The sequence below is a fragment of the Streptomyces sp. NPDC058335 genome, from assembly GCF_042723915.1.
Classification (GTDB): domain Bacteria; phylum Actinomycetota; class Actinomycetes; order Streptomycetales; family Streptomycetaceae; genus Streptomyces.
Genome location: NZ_JBHXHX010000005.1, coordinates 68,716 through 87,527, shown reverse-complemented (window position 1 = coordinate 87,527; position 18,812 = coordinate 68,716). Strand labels below are relative to the sequence as shown.

15 protein-coding genes and 2 pseudogenes are annotated in these 18,812 nt (G+C 74.3%); 8 read left to right on the top strand and 9 right to left on the bottom strand.

What is annotated here, in order from left to right; translation table 11 throughout:
* Positions 1–703, bottom strand: a pseudogene (locus tag ACFWJX_RS10635) (Toxic cation resistance protein); the annotation flags it as partial.
* Positions 704–957: 254 nt separating this feature from the next.
* Here ACFWJX_RS10635 and ACFWJX_RS10630 point away from each other — a divergent pair.
* Positions 958–3,042 carry a PhoX family protein gene (locus ACFWJX_RS10630; protein WP_383239906.1) on the top strand — a complete coding sequence of 695 codons (2,085 nt, stop codon included), beginning with the start codon at positions 958–960 and terminating at the stop codon, positions 3,040–3,042.
* 30 nt (positions 3,043–3,072) lie between these two features.
* Here the strand turns inward: ACFWJX_RS10630 and ACFWJX_RS10625 are convergent, their stop codons facing one another.
* The 4 genes from ACFWJX_RS10625 to ACFWJX_RS10610 form a co-directional block, all read right to left on the bottom strand.
* Positions 3,073–5,022 (bottom strand): FUSC family protein, encoded by a 1,950-nt coding sequence (locus ACFWJX_RS10625; RefSeq protein ID WP_383239903.1) that lies wholly within the window; start codon positions 5,020–5,022, stop codon positions 3,073–3,075.
* Positions 5,023–5,051: 29 nt separating this feature from the next.
* On the bottom strand, positions 5,052–5,990 hold the full coding sequence (locus tag ACFWJX_RS10620) for an endonuclease/exonuclease/phosphatase family protein (protein ID WP_383239900.1): 939 nt from the start codon (positions 5,988–5,990) through the stop codon (positions 5,052–5,054).
* Between the two features lie 22 nt (positions 5,991–6,012).
* Complete coding sequence (locus tag ACFWJX_RS10615; RefSeq protein ID WP_383239897.1) at positions 6,013–6,369, bottom strand: hypothetical protein; 357 nt, start codon at positions 6,367–6,369, stop codon at positions 6,013–6,015.
* A 61-nt stretch (positions 6,370–6,430) separates the two neighbouring features.
* Complete coding sequence (locus ACFWJX_RS10610; RefSeq protein ID WP_383239895.1) at positions 6,431–7,216, bottom strand: alpha/beta fold hydrolase; 786 nt, start codon at positions 7,214–7,216, stop codon at positions 6,431–6,433.
* 80 nt (positions 7,217–7,296) lie between these two features.
* On the opposite strand from ACFWJX_RS10610, the gene ACFWJX_RS10605 reads away from it, so the two are divergent.
* Positions 7,297–8,667, top strand: coding sequence for a PLP-dependent aminotransferase family protein (locus ACFWJX_RS10605; RefSeq protein ID WP_383239892.1), 1,371 nt, complete (start codon positions 7,297–7,299; stop codon positions 8,665–8,667).
* Here the strand turns inward: ACFWJX_RS10605 and ACFWJX_RS10600 are convergent.
* Both ACFWJX_RS10600 and ACFWJX_RS10595 read right to left on the bottom strand, forming a co-directional pair.
* Positions 8,549–9,484: pseudogene (locus tag ACFWJX_RS10600) on the bottom strand (hypothetical protein); the annotation flags it as partial. The gene ACFWJX_RS10605 and the pseudogene ACFWJX_RS10600 sit on opposite strands and share 119 nt — an antisense overlap.
* A 281-nt stretch (positions 9,485–9,765) precedes the next feature.
* Positions 9,766–10,239, bottom strand: coding sequence for a hypothetical protein (locus tag ACFWJX_RS10595; RefSeq protein WP_383239889.1), 474 nt, complete (start codon positions 10,237–10,239; stop codon positions 9,766–9,768).
* Positions 10,240–10,413: 174 nt separating this feature from the next.
* Between ACFWJX_RS10595 and ACFWJX_RS10590 the strand changes: the two genes are divergently transcribed.
* Both ACFWJX_RS10590 and ACFWJX_RS10585 read left to right on the top strand, forming a co-directional pair.
* Positions 10,414–11,634 carry a PP2C family protein-serine/threonine phosphatase gene (locus tag ACFWJX_RS10590; RefSeq protein WP_383239886.1) on the top strand — a complete coding sequence of 407 codons (1,221 nt, stop codon included), beginning with the start codon at positions 10,414–10,416 and terminating at the stop codon, positions 11,632–11,634.
* Positions 11,635–11,697: 63 nt separating this feature from the next.
* The gene (locus ACFWJX_RS10585) at positions 11,698–12,912 is read left to right on the top strand and encodes a hypothetical protein (protein WP_383239883.1); all 1,215 of its coding nucleotides are present in this window, start codon (positions 11,698–11,700) and stop codon (positions 12,910–12,912) included.
* A gap of 28 nt (positions 12,913–12,940) precedes the next feature.
* On the opposite strand, the gene ACFWJX_RS10580 is transcribed toward ACFWJX_RS10585, so the two are convergent.
* Positions 12,941–13,114 (bottom strand): hypothetical protein, encoded by a 174-nt coding sequence (locus ACFWJX_RS10580; RefSeq protein ID WP_383239881.1) that lies wholly within the window; start codon positions 13,112–13,114, stop codon positions 12,941–12,943.
* A 186-nt stretch (positions 13,115–13,300) separates the two neighbouring features.
* Between ACFWJX_RS10580 and ACFWJX_RS10575 the strand changes: the two genes are divergently transcribed.
* The 4 genes from ACFWJX_RS10575 to ACFWJX_RS10560 all read left to right on the top strand — a co-directional run bounded on the left by ACFWJX_RS10575 (position 13,301) and on the right by ACFWJX_RS10560 (position 17,277).
* Complete coding sequence (locus tag ACFWJX_RS10575; RefSeq protein WP_383239878.1) at positions 13,301–14,644, top strand: helix-turn-helix domain-containing protein; 1,344 nt, start codon at positions 13,301–13,303, stop codon at positions 14,642–14,644.
* Between the two features lie 129 nt (positions 14,645–14,773).
* A complete protein-coding gene (locus ACFWJX_RS10570) occupies positions 14,774–15,781 on the top strand; it encodes a permease (RefSeq protein ID WP_383239875.1) in 1,008 nt (335 codons plus the stop codon).
* The gene (locus ACFWJX_RS10565) at positions 15,778–16,473 is read left to right on the top strand and encodes a TIGR03943 family putative permease subunit (protein WP_383239872.1); all 696 of its coding nucleotides are present in this window, start codon (positions 15,778–15,780) and stop codon (positions 16,471–16,473) included. Before ACFWJX_RS10570 ends, ACFWJX_RS10565 begins: the two co-directional genes overlap by 4 nt.
* Before the next feature lie 87 nt (positions 16,474–16,560).
* On the top strand, positions 16,561–17,277 hold the full coding sequence (locus ACFWJX_RS10560; RefSeq protein ID WP_383239869.1) for a GAF and ANTAR domain-containing protein: 717 nt from the start codon (positions 16,561–16,563) through the stop codon (positions 17,275–17,277).
* Positions 17,278–17,901: 624 nt separating this feature from the next.
* Here the strand turns inward: ACFWJX_RS10560 and ACFWJX_RS10555 are convergent.
* Complete coding sequence (locus ACFWJX_RS10555) at positions 17,902–18,669, bottom strand: hypothetical protein (protein WP_383239866.1); 768 nt, start codon at positions 18,667–18,669, stop codon at positions 17,902–17,904.
* Positions 18,670–18,812 lie beyond the last annotated feature (143 nt).

Sequence of the window (18,812 nt, the reverse complement as noted above, 5' to 3'; positions counted from 1 at the left end):
CGTCTGCGGGTGGCCCCTGTGGGGCGTCCTCGCCGTCGGCGGCCGCGGGCTCGGTGACCTCCGCGACCTCGGGCACCTGAACAGCCTCCGGCTCCTCCGTGACCGGCTCGGTCACGCCCTCGGCCGGTTCCTCGGCGACGGGCTCCGCCTCGGGGGCGGGCGTCTCCGCGACGGGCTCCTCCACCTCAGGTGCGGCAGGCTCCGTGACGGGCTCCGCCTCGGGTGCCGGTGTCTCGGCGACAGGCTCCACCGTCGGTGCGGGCGTCTCCGCGACGGTTTCCACCTCAGGTGCCGGCGTCTCCGCCACAGGCTCAGGCTCCACCTCAGGTGCCGGCGTCTCCGTGACGGCAGCGACCGGCTCCTCCGCAGCGACCGGCTCCTCCGCGGCGACCGGCTCCTCCGCGGTGGCCGGCTTTGCCTCCTCAGTCTTCGGAGCCGACGGCGGGGTCGGGTCCGGGACCGTGATTTTGTCGAAGGCCGCTGCTACCAGTTCGTGTTCTTCTGCTGCCGTGCGGGGCTCCGGTACGTGGGCCGTCGTCGGGGGGGTGGGGACGACCGTCGTGGGGGTCGTCGTGGTCGGCTGCGGCTCGGGGTGGTTCGTGGGTTCCGTCTGCGAAGGAATCCGTGCCGCACCCTCCGCCTCTGCGGTCCGCTCCTTGCGAGAACGGCCGAATGCGTTCCGCAGGAGAGTGAGAATGCCCATGTGCGCAACCCTTCGCGTGAGTTGATCCCGTCAATCCCTGGCCAGGACGGACACGTAAGGTTAGCGGCCCCTGGTGGTGATCTTCGGCAGGGGTGAGTGGGCGTACGGCGGGTGTGTCAATACCGCCCCTCGACCGGGTGAACACCCTTCTGGCTGCCGCGGATTCACTCACCGTTCACCCGGCGTCAGCGCCTCCGCACATATGTACCCCTACCGTCACGCTCACACCAAGTGCACGCAAGGGGAGATTAAAGGTGCGCAAGCTGCTGCCGTTGATCGGAACGCCGTCCCAGTCCCATCCGGGCGGACGTTCTGCCATGACCTGTCGTTTCCGGTGTGGTGACGCCTGCTTCCACGAGGTGCCCAACACCAGCGACAACGAGTACGTCGGCGATGTCATCGCCGGGGCGCTCAGCCGCCGCTCGATGATGCGCGCCGCCGCCGTCGTCACCGTGGCGGGCGCCGCCGGTGCCGCCGGTGTCGGGGGCGCGCGTCCCGCCGGAGCGGCCACCGCCGACCACGTGAAGCCGACGAAGCCGACGAAGCCGTCCAAGCCCTCCGGTGCTCGTGGGCTGCGTTACAGCAGCGTCGCGCCGAACACCCTCGACGCCGTCGTCGTCCCGGACGGATACACGCAGAACGTCGTGATCCGCTGGGGCGAGCCCATCCTGCGGGGTGCGCCGGCCTTCGACCCGGAGAACCAGACCGCGGCCGCGCAGGCGGGTCAGTTCGGGTACAACAACGACTTCCTGGCGCTGCTGCCGCTGCCGGGCGAGCGGAACCGGCAGCTGCTCGTCGCCAACCATGAGTACACCGACGAGGTGCTCATGTTCCGTGGCTACGACGCCGCCAACCCCACCCGGCAGCAGGTGGAGATCGCGTGGGCCGCGCACGGTCTGTCCGCGGTCGTCGTCGAGGGCGACCGGCGGACCGGCAAGCTCGTCGCCGTCCCCCGACACCACCTCAACCGGCGGATCACCGCCACCAGCGAGTTCCGGCTGACCGGGCCGGCCGCCGGGTCCGACCTGCTGAAGACCTCCGCCGACCCGACCGGCACCAAGGTCTACGGCACGCTCAACAACTGCTCCGGCGGCACCACCCCGTGGGGCACGACCCTGCACGGCGAGGAGAACTTCAACCAGTACTTCGCCAACAGCGGCCGGGCGACGGACAAGCGCTACGGGATCGGGACCGGCGCAACCGAGCGCAAGTGGGAGCGTTTCGACAAGCGTTTCGACGTCGCCCAGGAGCCGAACGAGGCCCACCGGTTCGGATACGTCGTCGAGTTCGACCCGTACGACCCGTCGTCCACGCCGCGCAAGCACACCGCGCTCGGCCGCTTCAAGCACGAGGCCGCGACCATCCGGCTCACGCACGACGGCCGTCCCGTCGTCTACACCGGTGACGACGAGCGCTTCGACTACTTCTACAAGTTCGTCGGCAGCAAGCGGATGAAGCACGGCAGCAGCCGCTCGGTGCGCGAGCACAACCTCTCGCTGCTCGACGAGGGCACCCTGTACGTCGCCAAGCTCACCGGCGACTCCCCCGCGATCGAGATCGACGGCACCGGCAAGCTGCCCGCCGACGGAGAGTTCGACGGCGCCGGCGAGTGGATCCCACTGGCGACCGCCACCGCGAAGGGCGCCGTCTCGCACGTCGAGGGCATGACCGCCGACGAGGTGTTCGTCTTCACCCGCCTCGCCGGTGACAAGGTCGGCGCGACGAAGATGGACCGCCCCGAGGACATCGAGCCCAACCCGGTCACCGGCAAGGTGTACGTGGCGCTCACCAACAACTCCAACCGCGGTGTCGGCGCCAACGCCAAGGCGGACGAGGCCAACCCGCGCAACGCCAACAAGCACGGGCACGTCCTGGAGCTGACCGAGCGCTGGAACCGGCCGGAGTCGACGAGGTTCGCCTGGTCGCTGTTCCTCGTGGCCGGTGACCCGTCGGACCCGTCGACGTACTTCGCGGGCTTCCCCAAGGACGCCGTCAGCCCGATCTCCTGCCCGGACAACGTGGCCTTCGACCCGCACGGCAACCTGTGGATCTCCACGGACGGCGCGCAGCTCGGCTCGCACGACGGGCTGTTCGGGGTCGCCACCCGCGGCTCGCGGCGTGGTGAGCTGAAGCAGTTCCTGACCGTGCCGACCGGCGCCGAGACCTGCGGTCCGCTCATCCAGGAGCGGCGGGTGCTGGTCGCCGTGCAGCACCCGGGCGAGCTGGACGGCGCATCCGTCGAGAACCCGAAGAGCACCTGGCCCGACGGGCCCGGCAAGATCGTCCGCCCGGCGGTCGTGTCGGTGTGGCGCGAGGACGGCGAGGACATCGGCGTCTGAGACACCCGTTGGCACGGGGAGCACCGGTGACTACGGCTGGTGCGGTGAGGCGATCGTCCGCGCCGCCGCCACCTCCTGGCGGAGGGGTTCCAGCACGCTGTCCGGCGGGCCCGTGAGGTCCGTGCGGACGGGGTAGAGGACGTCGGTGTCCCGCAGGCCGTCCGACAGCTCGCGCAGCTGGCGGGCCACGTGGGTGATCTCCGCCTCGGACGGCGGCTCGGCTCCGTGCTTCACACGGACCCGGGCCGCCGTCGTCGCGTCCACGATCCTCTCGACGGCGACGACCAGCGGCCACCACGCGGCGGCACGTGCCCCGGTGGGCGGCGGCTCGGTCAGGGCGCGCTGGAACTCCGTACGGATGACGGACAGGTCGCGGTAGAGGCGGCGGCGCATCCGGGCGCGGGCCGGGGGGTCGACGTGGCTGCCGAAGGCGGACTCCGTGTAACGGGCCGTGTCGGCGACGGCGTCGGCGAGGCGGTCGCCCACCCGTGTGTGCCAGCTCTCCGGCCACAGCAGATAGCCGGCGACCAGGGCGATCGCGCAGCCGATGAGGGAGTCCACCAGGCGGGGCAGGAGCAGGGCCGTGCCCTGGTGGTTGAGGACGTCGGAGAGGAGCAGGATCACCGGGGTGATGGCCGCGGTCTGGTAGCCGTAGCCGCGCGGGGTGAGGGCGGGGATCAGCGGGGCCAGCAGGAGCATCACGGGTACGTCCCACCAGCCCCTCGGTACCTGCGAGAGCACCGCCGCCGCGACGACCAGGCCGGCGACCGTGCCGAGGGCGCGCAGCAGGGCGCGGGAGAAGACGGAGCCGAAGTCGGGCTTGAGGACGAAGGTGATCGTCAGGGCGACCCAGTAGGAGCGGGGCACGGTGACGATCGACACGAGGACCTGGGCCAGGCCGATGCACAGGGCGAGGCGCAGGCCGTAGCGCCAGGACGCGGCGGAGAGCATCACGTCGTGGGCCGCGCGGGCGGCGCGGACGCGGAGCGCGGCGGGGCGGCCGAGCCGGTCGACGAGGCCCAACGGATCGACGTCGGGGGCGGCGACGACCTCGGCGGTGTGACGCAGGGCGTGGTCGACGGCGCGGCCGGTCTCCTCGGTGGGCGTGGGCAGGCCGAGCCCTATCGGCCCGGTGAAGCCGGTCTCCACGGCCTGCGCGAGATGCCGTACGGCCGCCGGGATCTCGGGCGGGAGCGGCCGGCCGGCGAGATGGGCGGCGGGGGCGGCCTCGACGACCGGGGTGATCGCGTTCAACTGGGCGAGCAGCCGGGTCAGGTCGGGGCTGCGGCCGTGGTGGCGGGCGCGGTGGGCGAGGACGAGGTCGTACGACTGGTTCAGGGACTGGGTGACGGCGTAGCGGGCGTCCTCGTAGGCGCCGGGGGCGGTGCTGCCGGAGGCGGCGAGGAGGCCGGCGACCGTGCGGTACGTGCCGGCGACGGCGGCGCGTTCGGGGACGCCGGAGCGCAGCGGCCAGGCCAGCAGGGCGAGGAGCAGGACGAGGAGGCCGCCGCCGGTCATCAGGACGGGGGCGAGCCACCACGCGCCGGGCATGGGCAGGCCCGCGCCGACGACTGAGTTGAGGAGCAGCAGCAACCCGGACACGGAGGCGACGGCGCCGATCGTCGAGATCATCCCGGAGACGAGGGCGACGGCGGTGACGGCGGTCACCGCGAGCCAGCCGTGGCCGTACACGGCCGCGCCGAGGGTGATGCCGACCGCCCCGAACGCCTGCGGGATCGCGATGTTGAGGATGCGTATCCGGTAGGCGTCGGCGGTGTCGCCGATGACGCCGGAGAGGGCGCCCATGGAGGCGAGCGCACCGTACTCGGGCTGTCCGAGCGCCAGTCCGATCAGCAGGGGCAGCGCCATGGCGAGCGCGGCGCGGGCGACGGCGGGCTTGTTGACGGGGGCCTGCTGGGGCCGCAGGTTCCGCACCAGCCAGTCGGGAGGCGTGAGGCCGATGGGAAGGTCGCGGGACATGGGCTCAGTATGGCCGTCCGCCGCCGGGCCTATCGGGGCTGGTGGAGGGTGACGTCGACGAGCAGCGAGCGGTGGTCGGTGCGGGGGAGGTCGAGGAAGCGGGCGTGGCTCGCGGAGAACTCCCCGGAGACGAGGGCGTGATCGATCTGGGTGCCGAAGACGGGGGTGGTGCGGGTGGGCCAGCTCGGCTCCCGGGGGCTGCCCGCGAGCCGGGCGGCGTCGCGCAGTCCGGTGTCGAGGATCCGGCGGAACGCGGCGTGGTCCTGGGAGGCGTTGAAGTCCCCGGCGAGGATCAGCGGCCCGTCGCCCTGGTGGTCGTCGGCGAAGTCCCGCAGCCGCCCCAGCTCCCGCTTCCACACGGTGACCTGGCGGGGCAGCGGCGGCTTGGGGTGCGCGAGCTGGAGCCGTACGGGACGCCCGTCGACGTCGGCGACGGCGCCGGGCATGCCCATCACGCCGGGCACGACCGGGGCGGGCGTCAGCGGGTACCGGCTGAGGATGACCGACCCGACGGAGGTGTCCCCCTCGACGGCCTGCCGGTACGGAAACGCTTTCCCGAGTTCTCCGCGCAGGGTGGCCTGACAGCCGTACTCGCACTCCGACACGAACACGACATCGGGCTTCTCCCGTCGTACGGCGGTGACGAGGGCGTCCGTCGCCCAGCCGAACTCCACGTTGGAGGCGAGCACGCGCAGCCGGGCGACGGCGAGTCCCTCGGGTTCGTCGGCGTTGCCGTACGGCTCGATGAACCAGGCGAGCAGGCCGAGCACGACGACGCCCCACACCAGCCCGGTCCACCAGCGGGCGAGCAGCGACAGCAGCAGCCCGGCCCCGGTGGGGACGAGCAGCCAGGGCAGGAACGCGAGCAGCTGGGGAACCGGGGTCATGGCGTCGGTGTCGGCCGCCCGGCACGCGACGACGGCACTCACCCCGGCGAACAGCAGCCCGGCGCACCACGCCCCGGACATCCGCCCGCGCCCCCGTCGCAGGTCAGCGGAACTCCCGTACGACGTCGATGGTCCCGACGATGTGCGCGTTGAACTCATCCAGCTCCTCCGCCGGTACCCACAGCTCCAGGATGGTCTCTCCCCCGGCCTGCCGGACCGGATACCGCGTGAGGAAGTCGCTCTCCACCTCGAACCGCGTGACGTAACCGACCCCGGACGCCGGGACGTTCCAGTCGCGGGCGATGCGGATCGCGTAGTCCTCGTTCAGGACGGGATAGAAGATCGGCTGCTCGGGCAGCCGCGGCGGCCACCTCCGCCACCCGGAGGCCTCCACCAGGGCCAGCTCCTCGGGCCCGGTGGGCCGCCAGAGGGTCGTCGTCGTTGTCGTCGTGTCGCTCATGCGGTGACGGTAGAGGCGGGGACGGCCGGCGGGCCAAGGGTTTGCCGGGTCACCGGCCGCGTCACCCCTTGTCCACGCGCTCCAGGAACTCCCCCAGCACCGCGTTGAACTCCTGCGGAAGCTCCAGGTTGGGCATGTGGCCGCAGTGGTCGATCACATGCAGGGTCGCGTCGGGGAGGAGGGCGTGCAGGGTTTCCGCGTCGCGGACCGGGGTGAACTCGTCGTCCGCGCCGACGACGACGAGGGCGGGGGCGGTGACGCGGCGGAGGAGGGGGCGGTAGTCGGGGCGCTCGGCCCGGCCCCGGAGGGCCGCGGCGGCGCCTTCGGGGGGTGTGGACGTCATCATGCGGTGGACGTGCGCCCTGACGGCGTGCGGGGCGTGCGGGGCGACCATCTTGAGGAGGACCTCGTCGGCGTAGCCGTGCATGCCCTCGGCCAGGAGACGGTCGGCGAGGGTGTTGCGGGCGGCCTTGCCGGCGGCGGTCTCGGGTTCGGCGAAGGTGTCGGCGAGGACCAGGCCCCGGACGCGGTCGCCGAGGCGGTCGTAGCACTCCATCGCGATCTGGCCGCCCATCGACAGCCCGGCCAGGACGAAGGTGTCCACCTTCAGGTCGTCGAGGAGGTCCTCGATGTCCTGGGCGAACCGGGAGAGGAGGGTGGTGCCGGGGGTGACCGGGGAGGCACCGTAGCCGCGCAGGTCGGGGGCGATGACGCGGCGGGCGGGGGCGAAGGCCTCCCGTTGCGGGGCCCACATCGTGTGGTCGAAGGGGTGGCCGTGGACGAGGACCAGGGGGATACGTCCTGCGGTATCCGTGCCTTCGTCCTCGTATGCGAGGAAGGGTGCCATGCGCCGACCCTAGGTCCGCCAACTCCTCGGTGCAATAAGATCTTTGCCCTCGGTGCAATGCCGAACCGGAGGGGGAAGCCGTGAGCGACTACCGCGTCATCGCCGATCGCATCGCCGACGACATCGCGCGGGGGCGGCTCGTGCCGGGGCAGCGGCTGCCGCCCCAGCGGCGGTTCGCGCGCGCACACCGGATCGCCCCGTCGACGGCCGGACGCGTCTACGGCGAACTCGTGCGTCGCGGGCTGGTGGTGGGCGAGGTCGGCCGGGGCACCTTCGTGCGGGCCGCGCCGGCCGCCCCCGAGGGGCGTGCCCTGGTCGAACCGGCCACGGCCGCGCCGGTCAACCTGGAACTCAACTACCCCTCCGCGCCCGGCCAGTCGAAGCTGCTCGCGCCCGGACTGGCGCCGCTGCTGCGGGCCGACGTGCTGACCGAGGCGCTGCGTACCGCCGCGGCCGACGGCACCGCCGCCGCCCGAGACGCCGCGGCCCGGCTGCTCACCGTCCCCGGCTGGCGCCCCGAGCCCGCACGGTTCCTCTTCACGGGCAACGCCCGCCAGGCCATCGCCGCCGCGCTCGCCTCCCTGGTCCGGCCGGGTGGCCGCGTCGGCGTGGAGGAGCTGACGTATCCCCTGGTCAAGGAGATCGCCGGGCGGCTGGGGATCGTGCTCGTGCCGGTCGGCGGCGACGGCGAGGGACTGCGGCCGGACGCCCTGCGCGCCGCGCACCGCGCCGCTCCCCTCTCCGCCCTGTACGTCCAGCCGGCCCTGCACAACCCGACCTCGCTGACCATGAGCGAGGCACGCAGGCACGAACTCGCCCGTACGGCGGTGGAGCTGGCGCTGCCCGTCGTCGAGGACCGCATCTGGTCCTTCCTCCGGCCGGGCGCCATCCCGCTCGCCGCCCACGCGCCCGGCCTGACCCACGTCGTCGACGGCCTGTCCAAGCGGGTCGCGCCGGGGCTGACCGCCGGCTTCCTCGTCGTACCGCCGGACCGGGTCGACGCGGTGGCCGCCGCCGTGCGGTCCGGGGGATGGAGTGCGGGGCGGTTCGCGCTGGAGGCGGCCGTGCGGTGGACCGAGGACGGGACCGTGGAACGGCTGGTGGCGGCGAAGCGGGCGGACGCGGCCCGGCGGCAGCGGATCCTCGCGGCCCACCTGGGCACGCCGGCCGTACGGACCGACCCGCACGCCTACTTCGCCTGGTGGGAGCTGCCCGCGCCGTGGCGGGCGGACACCTTCACGGCCGCTGCCGCCGCGCACGGAATCGCCGTCACCCCCGGCACCGCCTTCGCCGTCGACCCGCACCGCACCCCGGACGCGGTCAGACTCGGCCTGGCGTCCGCGACGGAGGGGGAGCTGGAGCGGGCGCTGCGCCGACTGGCGTGGCTGGTACGGGAGTCGGGGCCGCCCGGCGGCGGCGGACCAGGCGGCCCACCCGTACGTACCGCGTGAGCCACCCCCCGGCCGCCACCGTCAGGCCCACGCCCAGCAGGAACCAGGACGCGGTGCTCAGGGTGGCCGTGAGCGCGTCGTAGACGGCGGCCGCCGCGGGGCGGCGGGCCTGGTCGGGCAGGTCCGTGAGGGTGAGGTGGCGGGCGACGGCGATCGCGAGGCCGAGGAACGCGCCGCCCAGCGCCGTGCCCAGCGCCGCAGCGGTGAGGGCGCGGCGGCGGCAGGCCGCGACGGCGATGCCGGTCACGGCGAGGACGACGGCGGCGAGGGGCAGCCAGAAACCGGCGAGGTCGAGCACGTGGTAGCCCTTCCGGAGGGTGGCCAGCTCATCGGCCGGGAGCAGGGCGACGCGGGTGTGCGCGAGCGGCACCCGCTCGGCGAACGGCACGTGGTCCGCCATCAGTTGGGCGCGCACGCGGGTCGCCACCGGGGCGAGGTCGACGGTGACCTCGCGGTCGCGGTCCCCGCGCAGGGCCGACATCACGGCGGTGTGCGCGGCCTCGTTGCCCGCCTCCCACGCGGTGCGGTAGGCGCGGGTGTGGGTGAAGGAGCGCAGCGCGTCCTGCACGAAGGGGGTGATCTCGGGGTGCAGCGGGCCGCGTTCGTCGGCGACCCTGCGCAGGATGTCGTCGCCGACGGTGTCCACCACGGCGTCCTGTACGGCCGGGTCCGAGGCGAGCGGCGCCATGGCCGTGACGTACCGGCCGGTGTCCGTGAGGCCGTACGCCACCCAGGCCGCCAGTGCGCCGAAGGGCATCAGGAGGCAGGACAGGGCGATCAGGACGGCCGACACGGCGGTCCGCAGACGTCGGGACACGCCTCCAGGCAAGGGCGTACGGGCCCGGCGCGCGAGCGGGGGCGGCCAGTCGGGTGGCTCGCGCCGGACCTGGGGGTTCCGTCCTCCGGTGGAGCGTTCACCCGAACGGGTGTCTCATGGATCTGGGGGAGAAGGCGGCTCGTGGACCTTCAGGGCCACCGAGACCTCGTCGGACGGGTGGGTGTGGACCCCGCTCGCCCGGTGAGTCGAGGGATGAGGGAAGACGTGGGCCCCGGCGAGAACCGCCGGGGCCCACGCACACGCGCGGCAGGGGACGGGAGCTACCCGAGGTGGTGTCCCTGCGCGTCCTCGTGCGTGTAGTAGCGGTAGAACATCACCGCGAAGAAGCCCGCCGTGACCGCCAGCGCGACGCCCGCGGAGTACAGCACGCTCGATCCGCTCTGGTTGATGAGGAAACCGATCGCACAGCCGGCGAACACCGCCCACATCAGGGCGTGCACTTCGCGCCGCAGGCGCGGGGCCACGGCGCGGACGGCGACGTACAGCGCGATGAACACGAGCGCGGCGACGAAGCCGAACAGGATGTTCCAGCCGGTGATCGGCCCGGCGCTGCGCCGGTTCGCCGCGGCCCAGTAGCCGAAGACGAGCCCGAGCACGACGGGCACCGCCCACTTCATGACCAGGTGGGTCCGTTCACCGAAGACATCGGTCGCCTCGCCTGCCCTGGACGGGGTCCCGGACGGGGCTCGCGTGCCGGGTGTCCGCATGCCCGGTGTGGGTGCCGCATGAGCCATGGGAGCACTCCTCTCTCCTCGCCCCCGGCTTCCAGGGCACACCTGGGGAGGGGCGGTGGCAAGTCGGTGGGATGCGGTTTCCGCGCTCTTCCCGGGGGCGCCGTGCCTTTCCCGGGGGCGCCGACCGGGATCGGCCGGGATGCGGCCCCCGCGCGAGCGTGTTTCGCTGAAGCGGTGAGCGACCGAGGGCGCCAGGGGCTGCTCGCCCGCCACCCGCGCGCCCCGGGCCGGGACGTCCTGGAGCGCCAGAAGCTGCTTCAGTTCCGCGGCCACAGCGTCACCTGGCTGGTGCCGCTGCTGACGCTGGTCGCCATCGCCGTCGTCGACTTCAACACCAGCGGAGAGTTCCGCATCGTCTCCTGGTGCGTCTTCGTCGCCGCGATCGCCGCCGCGCTGTGCGGGGTGTGGACGACGGCCCTCTTCGCGGTGCTGGCGATGGTCACCTACGTCGGCGCGGACGCCGCCTGGCCCTACCAGTACCGGGAGGGCCCCGCCGACTTCGTCCTCGTCCTGGTCGGCGGGGTCCTCTCCGTCCTGGCCGCCGCGGTCCGGGTGCGCGGCGAGCGCCGGATGCTGCACATGCGGCACATCGCCGAGACCACCCGCCGTACGGTGCTTCGCCCGCTGCCGCCCGGCTGGGGCGGCCTCGACCATGCCGCGGTCTACCTGGCCGCCGATGCCGACGCCCGGGTGGGCGGCGACTTCTACGACATCCAGCCCGGACCGCACGGCACCCGCGTCCTCCTCGGCGACGTACAGGGCAAGGGGCTGGGCGCGGTGGAGGCGGCGGCCGCACTCCTCGGCACCTTCCGCGAGGCCGGCTACCACGAGGCGGACCTCGCGACGGTCGCCGACCGGCTGGAGGTCCGGATGCGGCGCCACCGCGCCCACACGGCCGCGCTCGGCCGCGCCGACGGGGACCGTTTCGCCACGGCCGTCCTGCTGGGCTTCCCCGCGGAGGAGCAGGGGGTGGTCGAGGTCGTCGTGTTCGGCCACGAGGCGCCGCTCGCCGCAGGTCCGGGCGGGGTACGACGGCTGCCGCACGCCGGCGGACTCCCGCTCGGCCTCGCCGAACTCACCTCCGGCGACCCCCCGCCGGTGCTGCGCGCCGCCGTCGCCCCCGAGGAGACGCTGCTGCTGGTCACCGACGGTGTCACCGAGGCACGGGACCGCACCGGCGCCTTCTATCCGCTCGCCGACGACGTCGCCGCCGGCCTCGCCCGCGAGCCGCGCACCGCCGAACCCGGCCGCCTGGTCGCCTACGTCCGCGACCGCACACTGCGGCACTGCGGGGGCCGTCTCATCGACGACACGACGATCTTCGCGGTGCGGCGACGGGGTGCGGGGAGCACGGACGGCGACCAAGGCCCCGCAGGGGGACGTTTGCAGACCTGAGGCCCCCCTTTGCAGCAGCAGCGGTTACGGTGCTGACGTACGTGATCGACAGGGGGAGGGACGATGCCCGGAACCGTGCTGCTGCTCGCGGCCTCACCCGTGGGCAGGGGATGCCTGGTGGACGCGGCGTCCGTGCTCCCCGTGCTCGCGGCCGTACCGCCCGCCGTGCTGGCCGGCACCGACACCGCGAACGTCGTCGAACTCGCCGACCCGCTGGAGCCGCAGGCCGTGCTGACCCGGCTGCGGGCCGCGGCGGCGGCCCCCGGACCGCTGACCGTGTTCGTCACCGGTCAGCTCCAGCTCGACCGCAGGCAGCGGCTGCCGCATCTGGCGCTGGCCCGTACGACGCCGTCGACCGTTCGCTACACCGGTTTCCCCTGGCACTGGTTCCGTGAGGAGCTGCGGCTACGGTCGGCCGGGACGACGACGCTGCTGCTCGACCTGCACGCGGACGCGGAGACGTGGGGGTGGCTGCGGGGCCGGGGGCTGGAGTGCGGGCCGGGGGTCGCCGTGTACGGGCGGGTGGCTCCGCCGGCCGGGCGGCGGAAGGTGGCCGCGCCCACGTACATGAAGGCGGTGGCGACCGTGCTGCGGAGCGGGGGGCGGCCGGGGCTGGAGCAGTTGCATCAGATGGCGCTGGCCCGGATCGCGGGAGAGGGGGAGGTGGGGGATCTGGTGCTGTGGAGTGGCGGTGCGGGTGCGGGTGCGGGTGCCGGCGGCGGGTCCGGGGTGGGTTCCGCCCCCGCGGCCCCTTCCCGTCCCGTCCCCGGGGGCTTCGTCCCCAGACCCCCGGTTCGGCCCGAACGGCCTCGTCCTCGAACTGCCCCGGAGGGGGTGCCCCCGGACGGGCTGACCGGCGACCCCCATGCCGCCATCACCAATGCCGTCCAGGCCGGTGATCACCCCGCCGCCGACGCTCTCGCCGCCCGTTGGGAGCAGGCCGCTCTCCTGGCGCAGGGGGCGGGGTCGGAGGAGGCCCTGCACTGGTCCGAGGTGCGGGCGGACCTGGCGATGTTCGCGGGGGACGCCGAGCGCAGCTGCCGTACCTGGATGGCGGTCGCGGCGGCGCGGCTGGCCGCGGGGCAGCCGGCCGACGCGGTGCCGGTGGAGGCGGCCGTGGACCGGGCCCATCACCAGTGGGGGCGCATCACGGACCGGGACCGGGCCCGCGATCTCGGCCCGGCGCTCGCGGATCTGCGCGGCCGGGTGCCGGGCCGTCGGGAGGGCGCCCTGGACCACGTCCGCGAGCAGCTCCGCCACCTTCAGACGCAGAGCTGAACGTCCGGCACCTCGCCGCACCCGCCCCTCACTTGCCGACGTGCTCCACGCCGCCCGTCGACAGCCGGGGGGTGTCCGTGGCACGGGCCGGGACCGCGTTGGCGGCGGCGATCAGGGCCGCCGCCGCTGTGACGGCCGCCGCGACGGCTCTGGCGTATCTCCAGGAGGGGCGCCCGTAGGGTGCGGATGTGCGTCCTGGCACGGCAACCTCTCGATGTCGGCGGCGACAGTGGACAAAAGACGGCGTGCAAAGGCGGCGGACAAAAAGCGACAACGGCAGCGGCCGTTACGTCAACCGTGTATTAAGCATGTTTAACACGCCGTTTAACCTAGGGGCTGCGCGCGCCGAACGGCAAGAGGGTCAGGGGGAGTTGGGGTGATTCGGGCCGTGGGAGAGCGGGACGAACCGGAGGTCATCGGACGCCGGGTGCAGCGGCTGCGGGTCGAACAGGGACTGACGCAGCGACAGTTGGCCCAGCCGACGTACACCCCCGCCTATGTCTCGACCCTGGAGGCCGGCCGGGTGCGGCCCTCCGACGAGGCGCTGAAGCACATCGCCGAGCGGCTCGGCGTGGACTTCGAGGAGCTGGCCACCGGCCGCTCCGCCCGGCTCGTCACCGACCTGCGGCTGCGCCTCACCGAGGCCCAGCGGGCCCTGGCCACCGGGGAGGCGGAGCAGGCGGCGGGGCAGTACGCGGAGCTGCTCGCGGAGGCCGAGGAGCACGGCCTCGTGGAGGAGCAGGCCACCGCCCTGCTGGGGCTCGGGGAGTGCGGGATCGACGCCGGCGAGCTGGAGACGGCCCGGCGGCACTTCGAGCGGGCGGAGGAGTGCCTGGCGCACGCGCCGCTCCCGGCCCGGGTCCCCGCCCTGCGCGGCCGGGCCGTCGCCCACTACCTCGCCGGGGAGCTGCGGTACGCCGTCTACCTGCTGGAGTCCACCCTCGACGAGCTGAACCGCGGCGGCCTGCACGACCCCGACGCGCTGCTGCTGCTCTACGCCTCCGTCATCGGCCCCTACATGGACATGGGCGCCCAGGCCCGCGCCGCCCAGGCCGCCGAGTTCGCCCTCGCCCTCGCGCCCCAGGTCGGCGACCCCGCGCTCGTCGCCCGGATGCACCGCTCGGTGGCCCGTACCCTCCTCGCCGAGGGCCGTCTCGCCGAGGCCGACGCCTCCCTCGCCAAGGCCGCCGAACTGTACCGCCAGCTCCAGTTGCGCACCGAGCTGGCCAACTGCCACTGGATGCGCGGCTACGTCTACGCCCAGAACAACCAACTGGAGCGCGCGGAGGACGAGTTGAAGCAGGCGCAGGCCATGCTGTCGGCCCAGCGCGCCGCCCTCTACACCAGTCAGGTCGCCGTCGAGCTGGCCGACGTCCTGCACCGCCGCGGCAAGTCCGAGGCGGCCGCCGCCCTGCTGCGCGAGGTGCTCGGCGACCTCTCCTCCGAGCGCGGCGCCGTGCACGCGGCGGGCGCGCACCGGCTGCTCGGCATCATCGCCGAGGACGCCCGCGACACCGACTCCGCCGAGGAGCACTACGTCCGCGCCCTGAGCCTGCTGGAACGCGCGGGCGCCGCCGGTGACCTCGCCGACCTGTGCCGTCTCCTCGGCGACCTGCTGCGCCGCACGGGCCGGGTGGAGGCCGCCCTGGACGCCTACCGCACGGGCCTCGGGCACCGTACGGCCCCGGGTACGACGACCCTGGGCCCGGCACCGGCCCAGCCTCCGCTGTAGCGAGCCTGTCGCGTTACCAGCCCCCGGCCCGTCACAGCCGGCTCCTCGCTGAACCCGGGGTCCCGCACAGACGACCTCGTTAGCGTGCCCGCGACAGCGGTAAGGCGGACGGCGGCGGAACGGGCGGGCGTGCGGAATCAGCGGACGGTAGCCGACGGCCTGCGGATCGTCGTACGGGCGCTCGTGTACGCCGTGCTCGGCGGCACCGCGCTGCTCGCCGTCGCCACCGTTGCGTCCGTGCTCGGCCCGACGCTCGCGCTGGACCTCTCCACCCCGCCGGTGGCCGCCTGGTGGACGGTCTTCACGGCCGTCGTCGTGCAGGCGGTGCCGTTCCTGCTGTTCGGTACGGTCGTCTCGGCGGCGATCGGCGCGTTCGTGCCGGAGCGGGTGCTGCGGCGGCTGCTGCCGCGCAGTCCGGTGCTGGCCGTGCCTGTCGCGGGGCTGGCCGGGGCGGTACTGCCCGGCTGCGAGTGCGCCTCCGTGCCGGTGGCCGGAAGTCTGATGCGGCGCGGGGTCGCCCCGGCCGCCGCCCTCGCCTTCCTGCTGTCGGCGCCCGCGATCAACCCCGTCGTGCTCGTCGCGACCTCCCTCGCCTTCCCCGGCCGGCCGGAGATGGTCCTCGCCCGGCTGCTCGCCTCGCTCGGCACCGCCGTCGTCATGGGCTGGCTGTGGGCGCGCTTCGGGAAGGAGAAGTGGCTGAACCTGCCCCGCCGGGCCGGCGGCCCGCACCCCACGACCGGCGCCCGCGCCTTCCTCACCGGCCTCCAGCACGACTTCCTGCACGCGGGAGGCTTCCTCGTGCTGGGCGCGGCGGCCGCGGCGACCTTCAACATCGTCGTCCCGCGCTCGCTGCTCGACCTGTTCACCGGCTCGCCCTGGCTGTCGGTGCTGCTGCTGGCGCTGCTCGCGGTCGTCCTGTGCGTGTGCAGCGAGGCGGACGCCTTCGTCGCCGCCTCCCTGAGCGCCTTCCCGGCGACCGCCCGGCTGGTCTTCATGGTGGTCGGCCCGATGGTCGACCTGAAGCTGTTCGCGTTGCAGGCGGGCACGTTCGGCCGCGCCTTCGCCGTCCGCTTCGCGTCGGTGACGTGGGTGGTGGCCGTCGCGGCGGGCGTGCTCACGGGGTGGTGGCTGCTGTGAGGCGGTACGGCCCGGCGGCCCTGCTGCTCCTCACCGGCGGGGCGGTCCTGCGCATCACTCTGTCCGGCGAGTTGTACCTGAGGTACGTGCAGGCGGGGCTGCGGCCGTACCTGATCGTCTCCGGGGCGGCGCTGGTGCTGCTGGGGTTGGTGACGGCGTTCGTGAGCGGCGGCGGACCGGAGCAGGACGGGCACGGGCACGGCCCGCGCGTCGCCTGGCTCCTCACCCTCCCCGCCGTGGCGCTCCTCCTCTTCCCGCCCCCCGCGCTCGGCTCGTACAGCGCGGACCGGGAGGCCGCCCAGCGGGCCGCGCAGGGCGTGGGGGCCTTCCCGGCGCTGCCCGCCGGGGACCCGGTGGAGCTGACCGTCGGCGAGTTCAGCTCGCGCGCGATCTTCGACAGCGGCCGGTCGCTGAAGGGCCGTACCGTCCGGCTGACCGGCTTCGTCACCCATGGCGACGACGGCGCCTGGTACGTCACGCGGCTCGCCGTCGCCTGCTGCGCGGCCGACGCCACCACCGGCAAGGCCGAGGTCCGCGGCGCGGACGCGCTGCCCGCCGACACCTGGGTCACGGTCACCGGCACCTGGCGTCCGAAGGGCGCCCTCGGTTCGGACGAGGCCTGGCCGCCGGTCCTCGACGCGGGGACGGTCACGCAGGTGAAGCAGCCCGCCGACCCCTATGAGAAGGCCTGAGCCCGGCCGGTTTCCCCCGCCCGTGAGAGCGGTACCCGGCGGGCGACGAAGAGACCGGAGCCGTACCCGCGGGCGGAGGTGATCACCGTGCCCGACCGGAACCGGCAGCGGATCGCCGAGGTGATCGCCCAGGAGCTGCGCGGCGCCGAGCCCGGCGACGTACCGGAACGGCTGTGCACCGCGGCGGTACGACTGCTGCCGGTGATCGGCGCGAGCGTGTCGCTGCGCGGCGAGGGGATGCCGGTACCGGTGGGCGCGAGCAGTGAGCGGGCCGCGCATCTCATGGAGGTGCAGGCCACGCTGGGCGACGGCCCCTGTCTGCACGCGGCGGAGACGGGTGCGCCGGTGTTCGCGTCCGACCTCACGGCGGGCCGGGACGCCTCCCGCTGGCCGGTGTTCGCCCAGCAGGCGGCCGCGGCCGGGGTGCGTGCGGTGTACGCGCTGCCCCTGGGCGACCGGGCGGTGTGCGTGGGCACCCTGGACCTGTACCGGGACAGCCCCGGCGAACTGGCCGCCGACGAGGTCCGTACGGCGCGGCTGGTGGCGGACGTCCTGACGGTCGCGCTCATGGCCCTGCCCCGCGGCGAGGAGGCCGGCCGGTACGGCGACGACGTCTGGCTGAGCCGCCTGGCCACCGGCCACGACGGCGTGCACCAGGCGATCGGCATGGTCATGGCCCAACGGGGCGTGAGCCCCGACGAGGCACTGGCCCTCCTCCGCGCCCACGCCTTCGCGGAGGGCCGCACGGTCCTGGACCTGTCCCAGGACATGGTCCACGGCACGACCCGCTTCGACGGGGACTGAGGGGCGGGCTCTACAGCTGCGCTGAGCGGGGCTGGGCGGGGCTCCCCTTCCGACCGCCCGGCCCCCGCCCTCCGGGCGCTGTCCCCTCTGCTGTTTCGAGCCCGCCCGAACGGGACTGACCCCCGGCTCCGGCGGGAGAGCCCCCGCATGAATCCGGGCCTGGCTCCCGACCTCCGGCCGCCGCCCATTGGCCTCCGGGTCCCGGCCGGGCCGCCGTCCGGACTCCGGTTCCCGGCCCGGAACGGCCTCCGTACCCGGTCCCCGACCCCGGCCGCCGCCCGTTGCCCGTCTGCCCGGCGCGGTGCGTGATCGGCAGGTCTTCGGCCTAGCGCGGGCCGCTGCCTCCGCCCTGTGGGCCACTGGTGGGGATAGCCCCGGCGGCCCGGCTCGGGCGGGGTGAGGCGCAGCCGCCATCCGGCCTTCGGCGAACATCGGGCCCTCGGCAATCCGGCCTCCGGCCCCCAGCCACGTTCCGGCCCGCAGCCCCCGGCCGCCATCTTGCCCCGCCCCTGCCGTCTGCCCGGCGCGGTGCGTGAGCGGGGCGGGTCTCCGGCCGAGCGCGGACGCCCGCCTGCGCACGCCGGGCCGGCCGTGAGGCCGGCGGGAGCCCGGCCGGCCGTGGCCCTACACCTGCACCCGCCCCTGCTTCCGTACCTCTGTCAGTCGTTGTACGCCCAGCTGGACCGCTGCCTGGGTGGCCTCGTTGGGGACGTCGGTGAGGCCGCCGTTGGTGAGGGTGAAGGTGTCCTGGCCCGCGCGGACGGTGGCGACGTCGAGGGCGAGGACGAGGGGGTCGCCTTCGGTGTTCCAGTTGGTGAGGGTGACGCGCAGGCCCTGGCGGACGTCGCCCACCTCGGGCAGCGGCTGCTCGACGACGGTCGCGTCGAGGACCGTGCCGTCCGGGGCCTTGGCGGAGAAGCGGGCGCACTTCTCGGGGAGCGTCTTCAGCCAGTCGAGGGTGCGGTCGACGTCGGCGGGGCGCCGGTCGGTGAGCTGGTAGCGGAGCTGGGCGCCGGTGTCGGCGTCGTCGAGGGCGACCACCGCCAGGGGCGGGGCGCCGAGGAGTTCGTCGGTGTAGAGGCCGTCGAGGAGTTTCTGGCAGTCGGCGGTCGGGGTGGTGGCCTTGAGCATGCCGTCCCGCCAGGTGGCGGTGCCACGGGTCGCGGTCCAGGGCTCGCCGAGGTCGGTGCCGGTGATGAGCGCCTCGTGCGCCTGCGCGTCGGTGAGGACGGGGGAGGTGACCGGCGCGGTGGGCCGGGCGGAGGACCGTTCGACGGTGGGTGCGGCGGGCCGGGCGGTCGGCGGGTGTTCCAGGCCGAGGGTGGCGCAGGAGGTGACGGTGAGCAGCCCGGTGACGGCGAGGGCGGAGGCGAGGAGGGTACGGCGGGTCATCGGGGGGTGCCTCCTGGAGTGGCCGGTGCGCACCGGGTGGTCGGGTTCCGCGGGGCGGGGCGCGAGGGAGTCCGTCCCGGCACCGCGGGGTGCTCCTCTCACGGCACCACCGCCACCGCCGGCCGACCAGCGCGGCGGTCCGT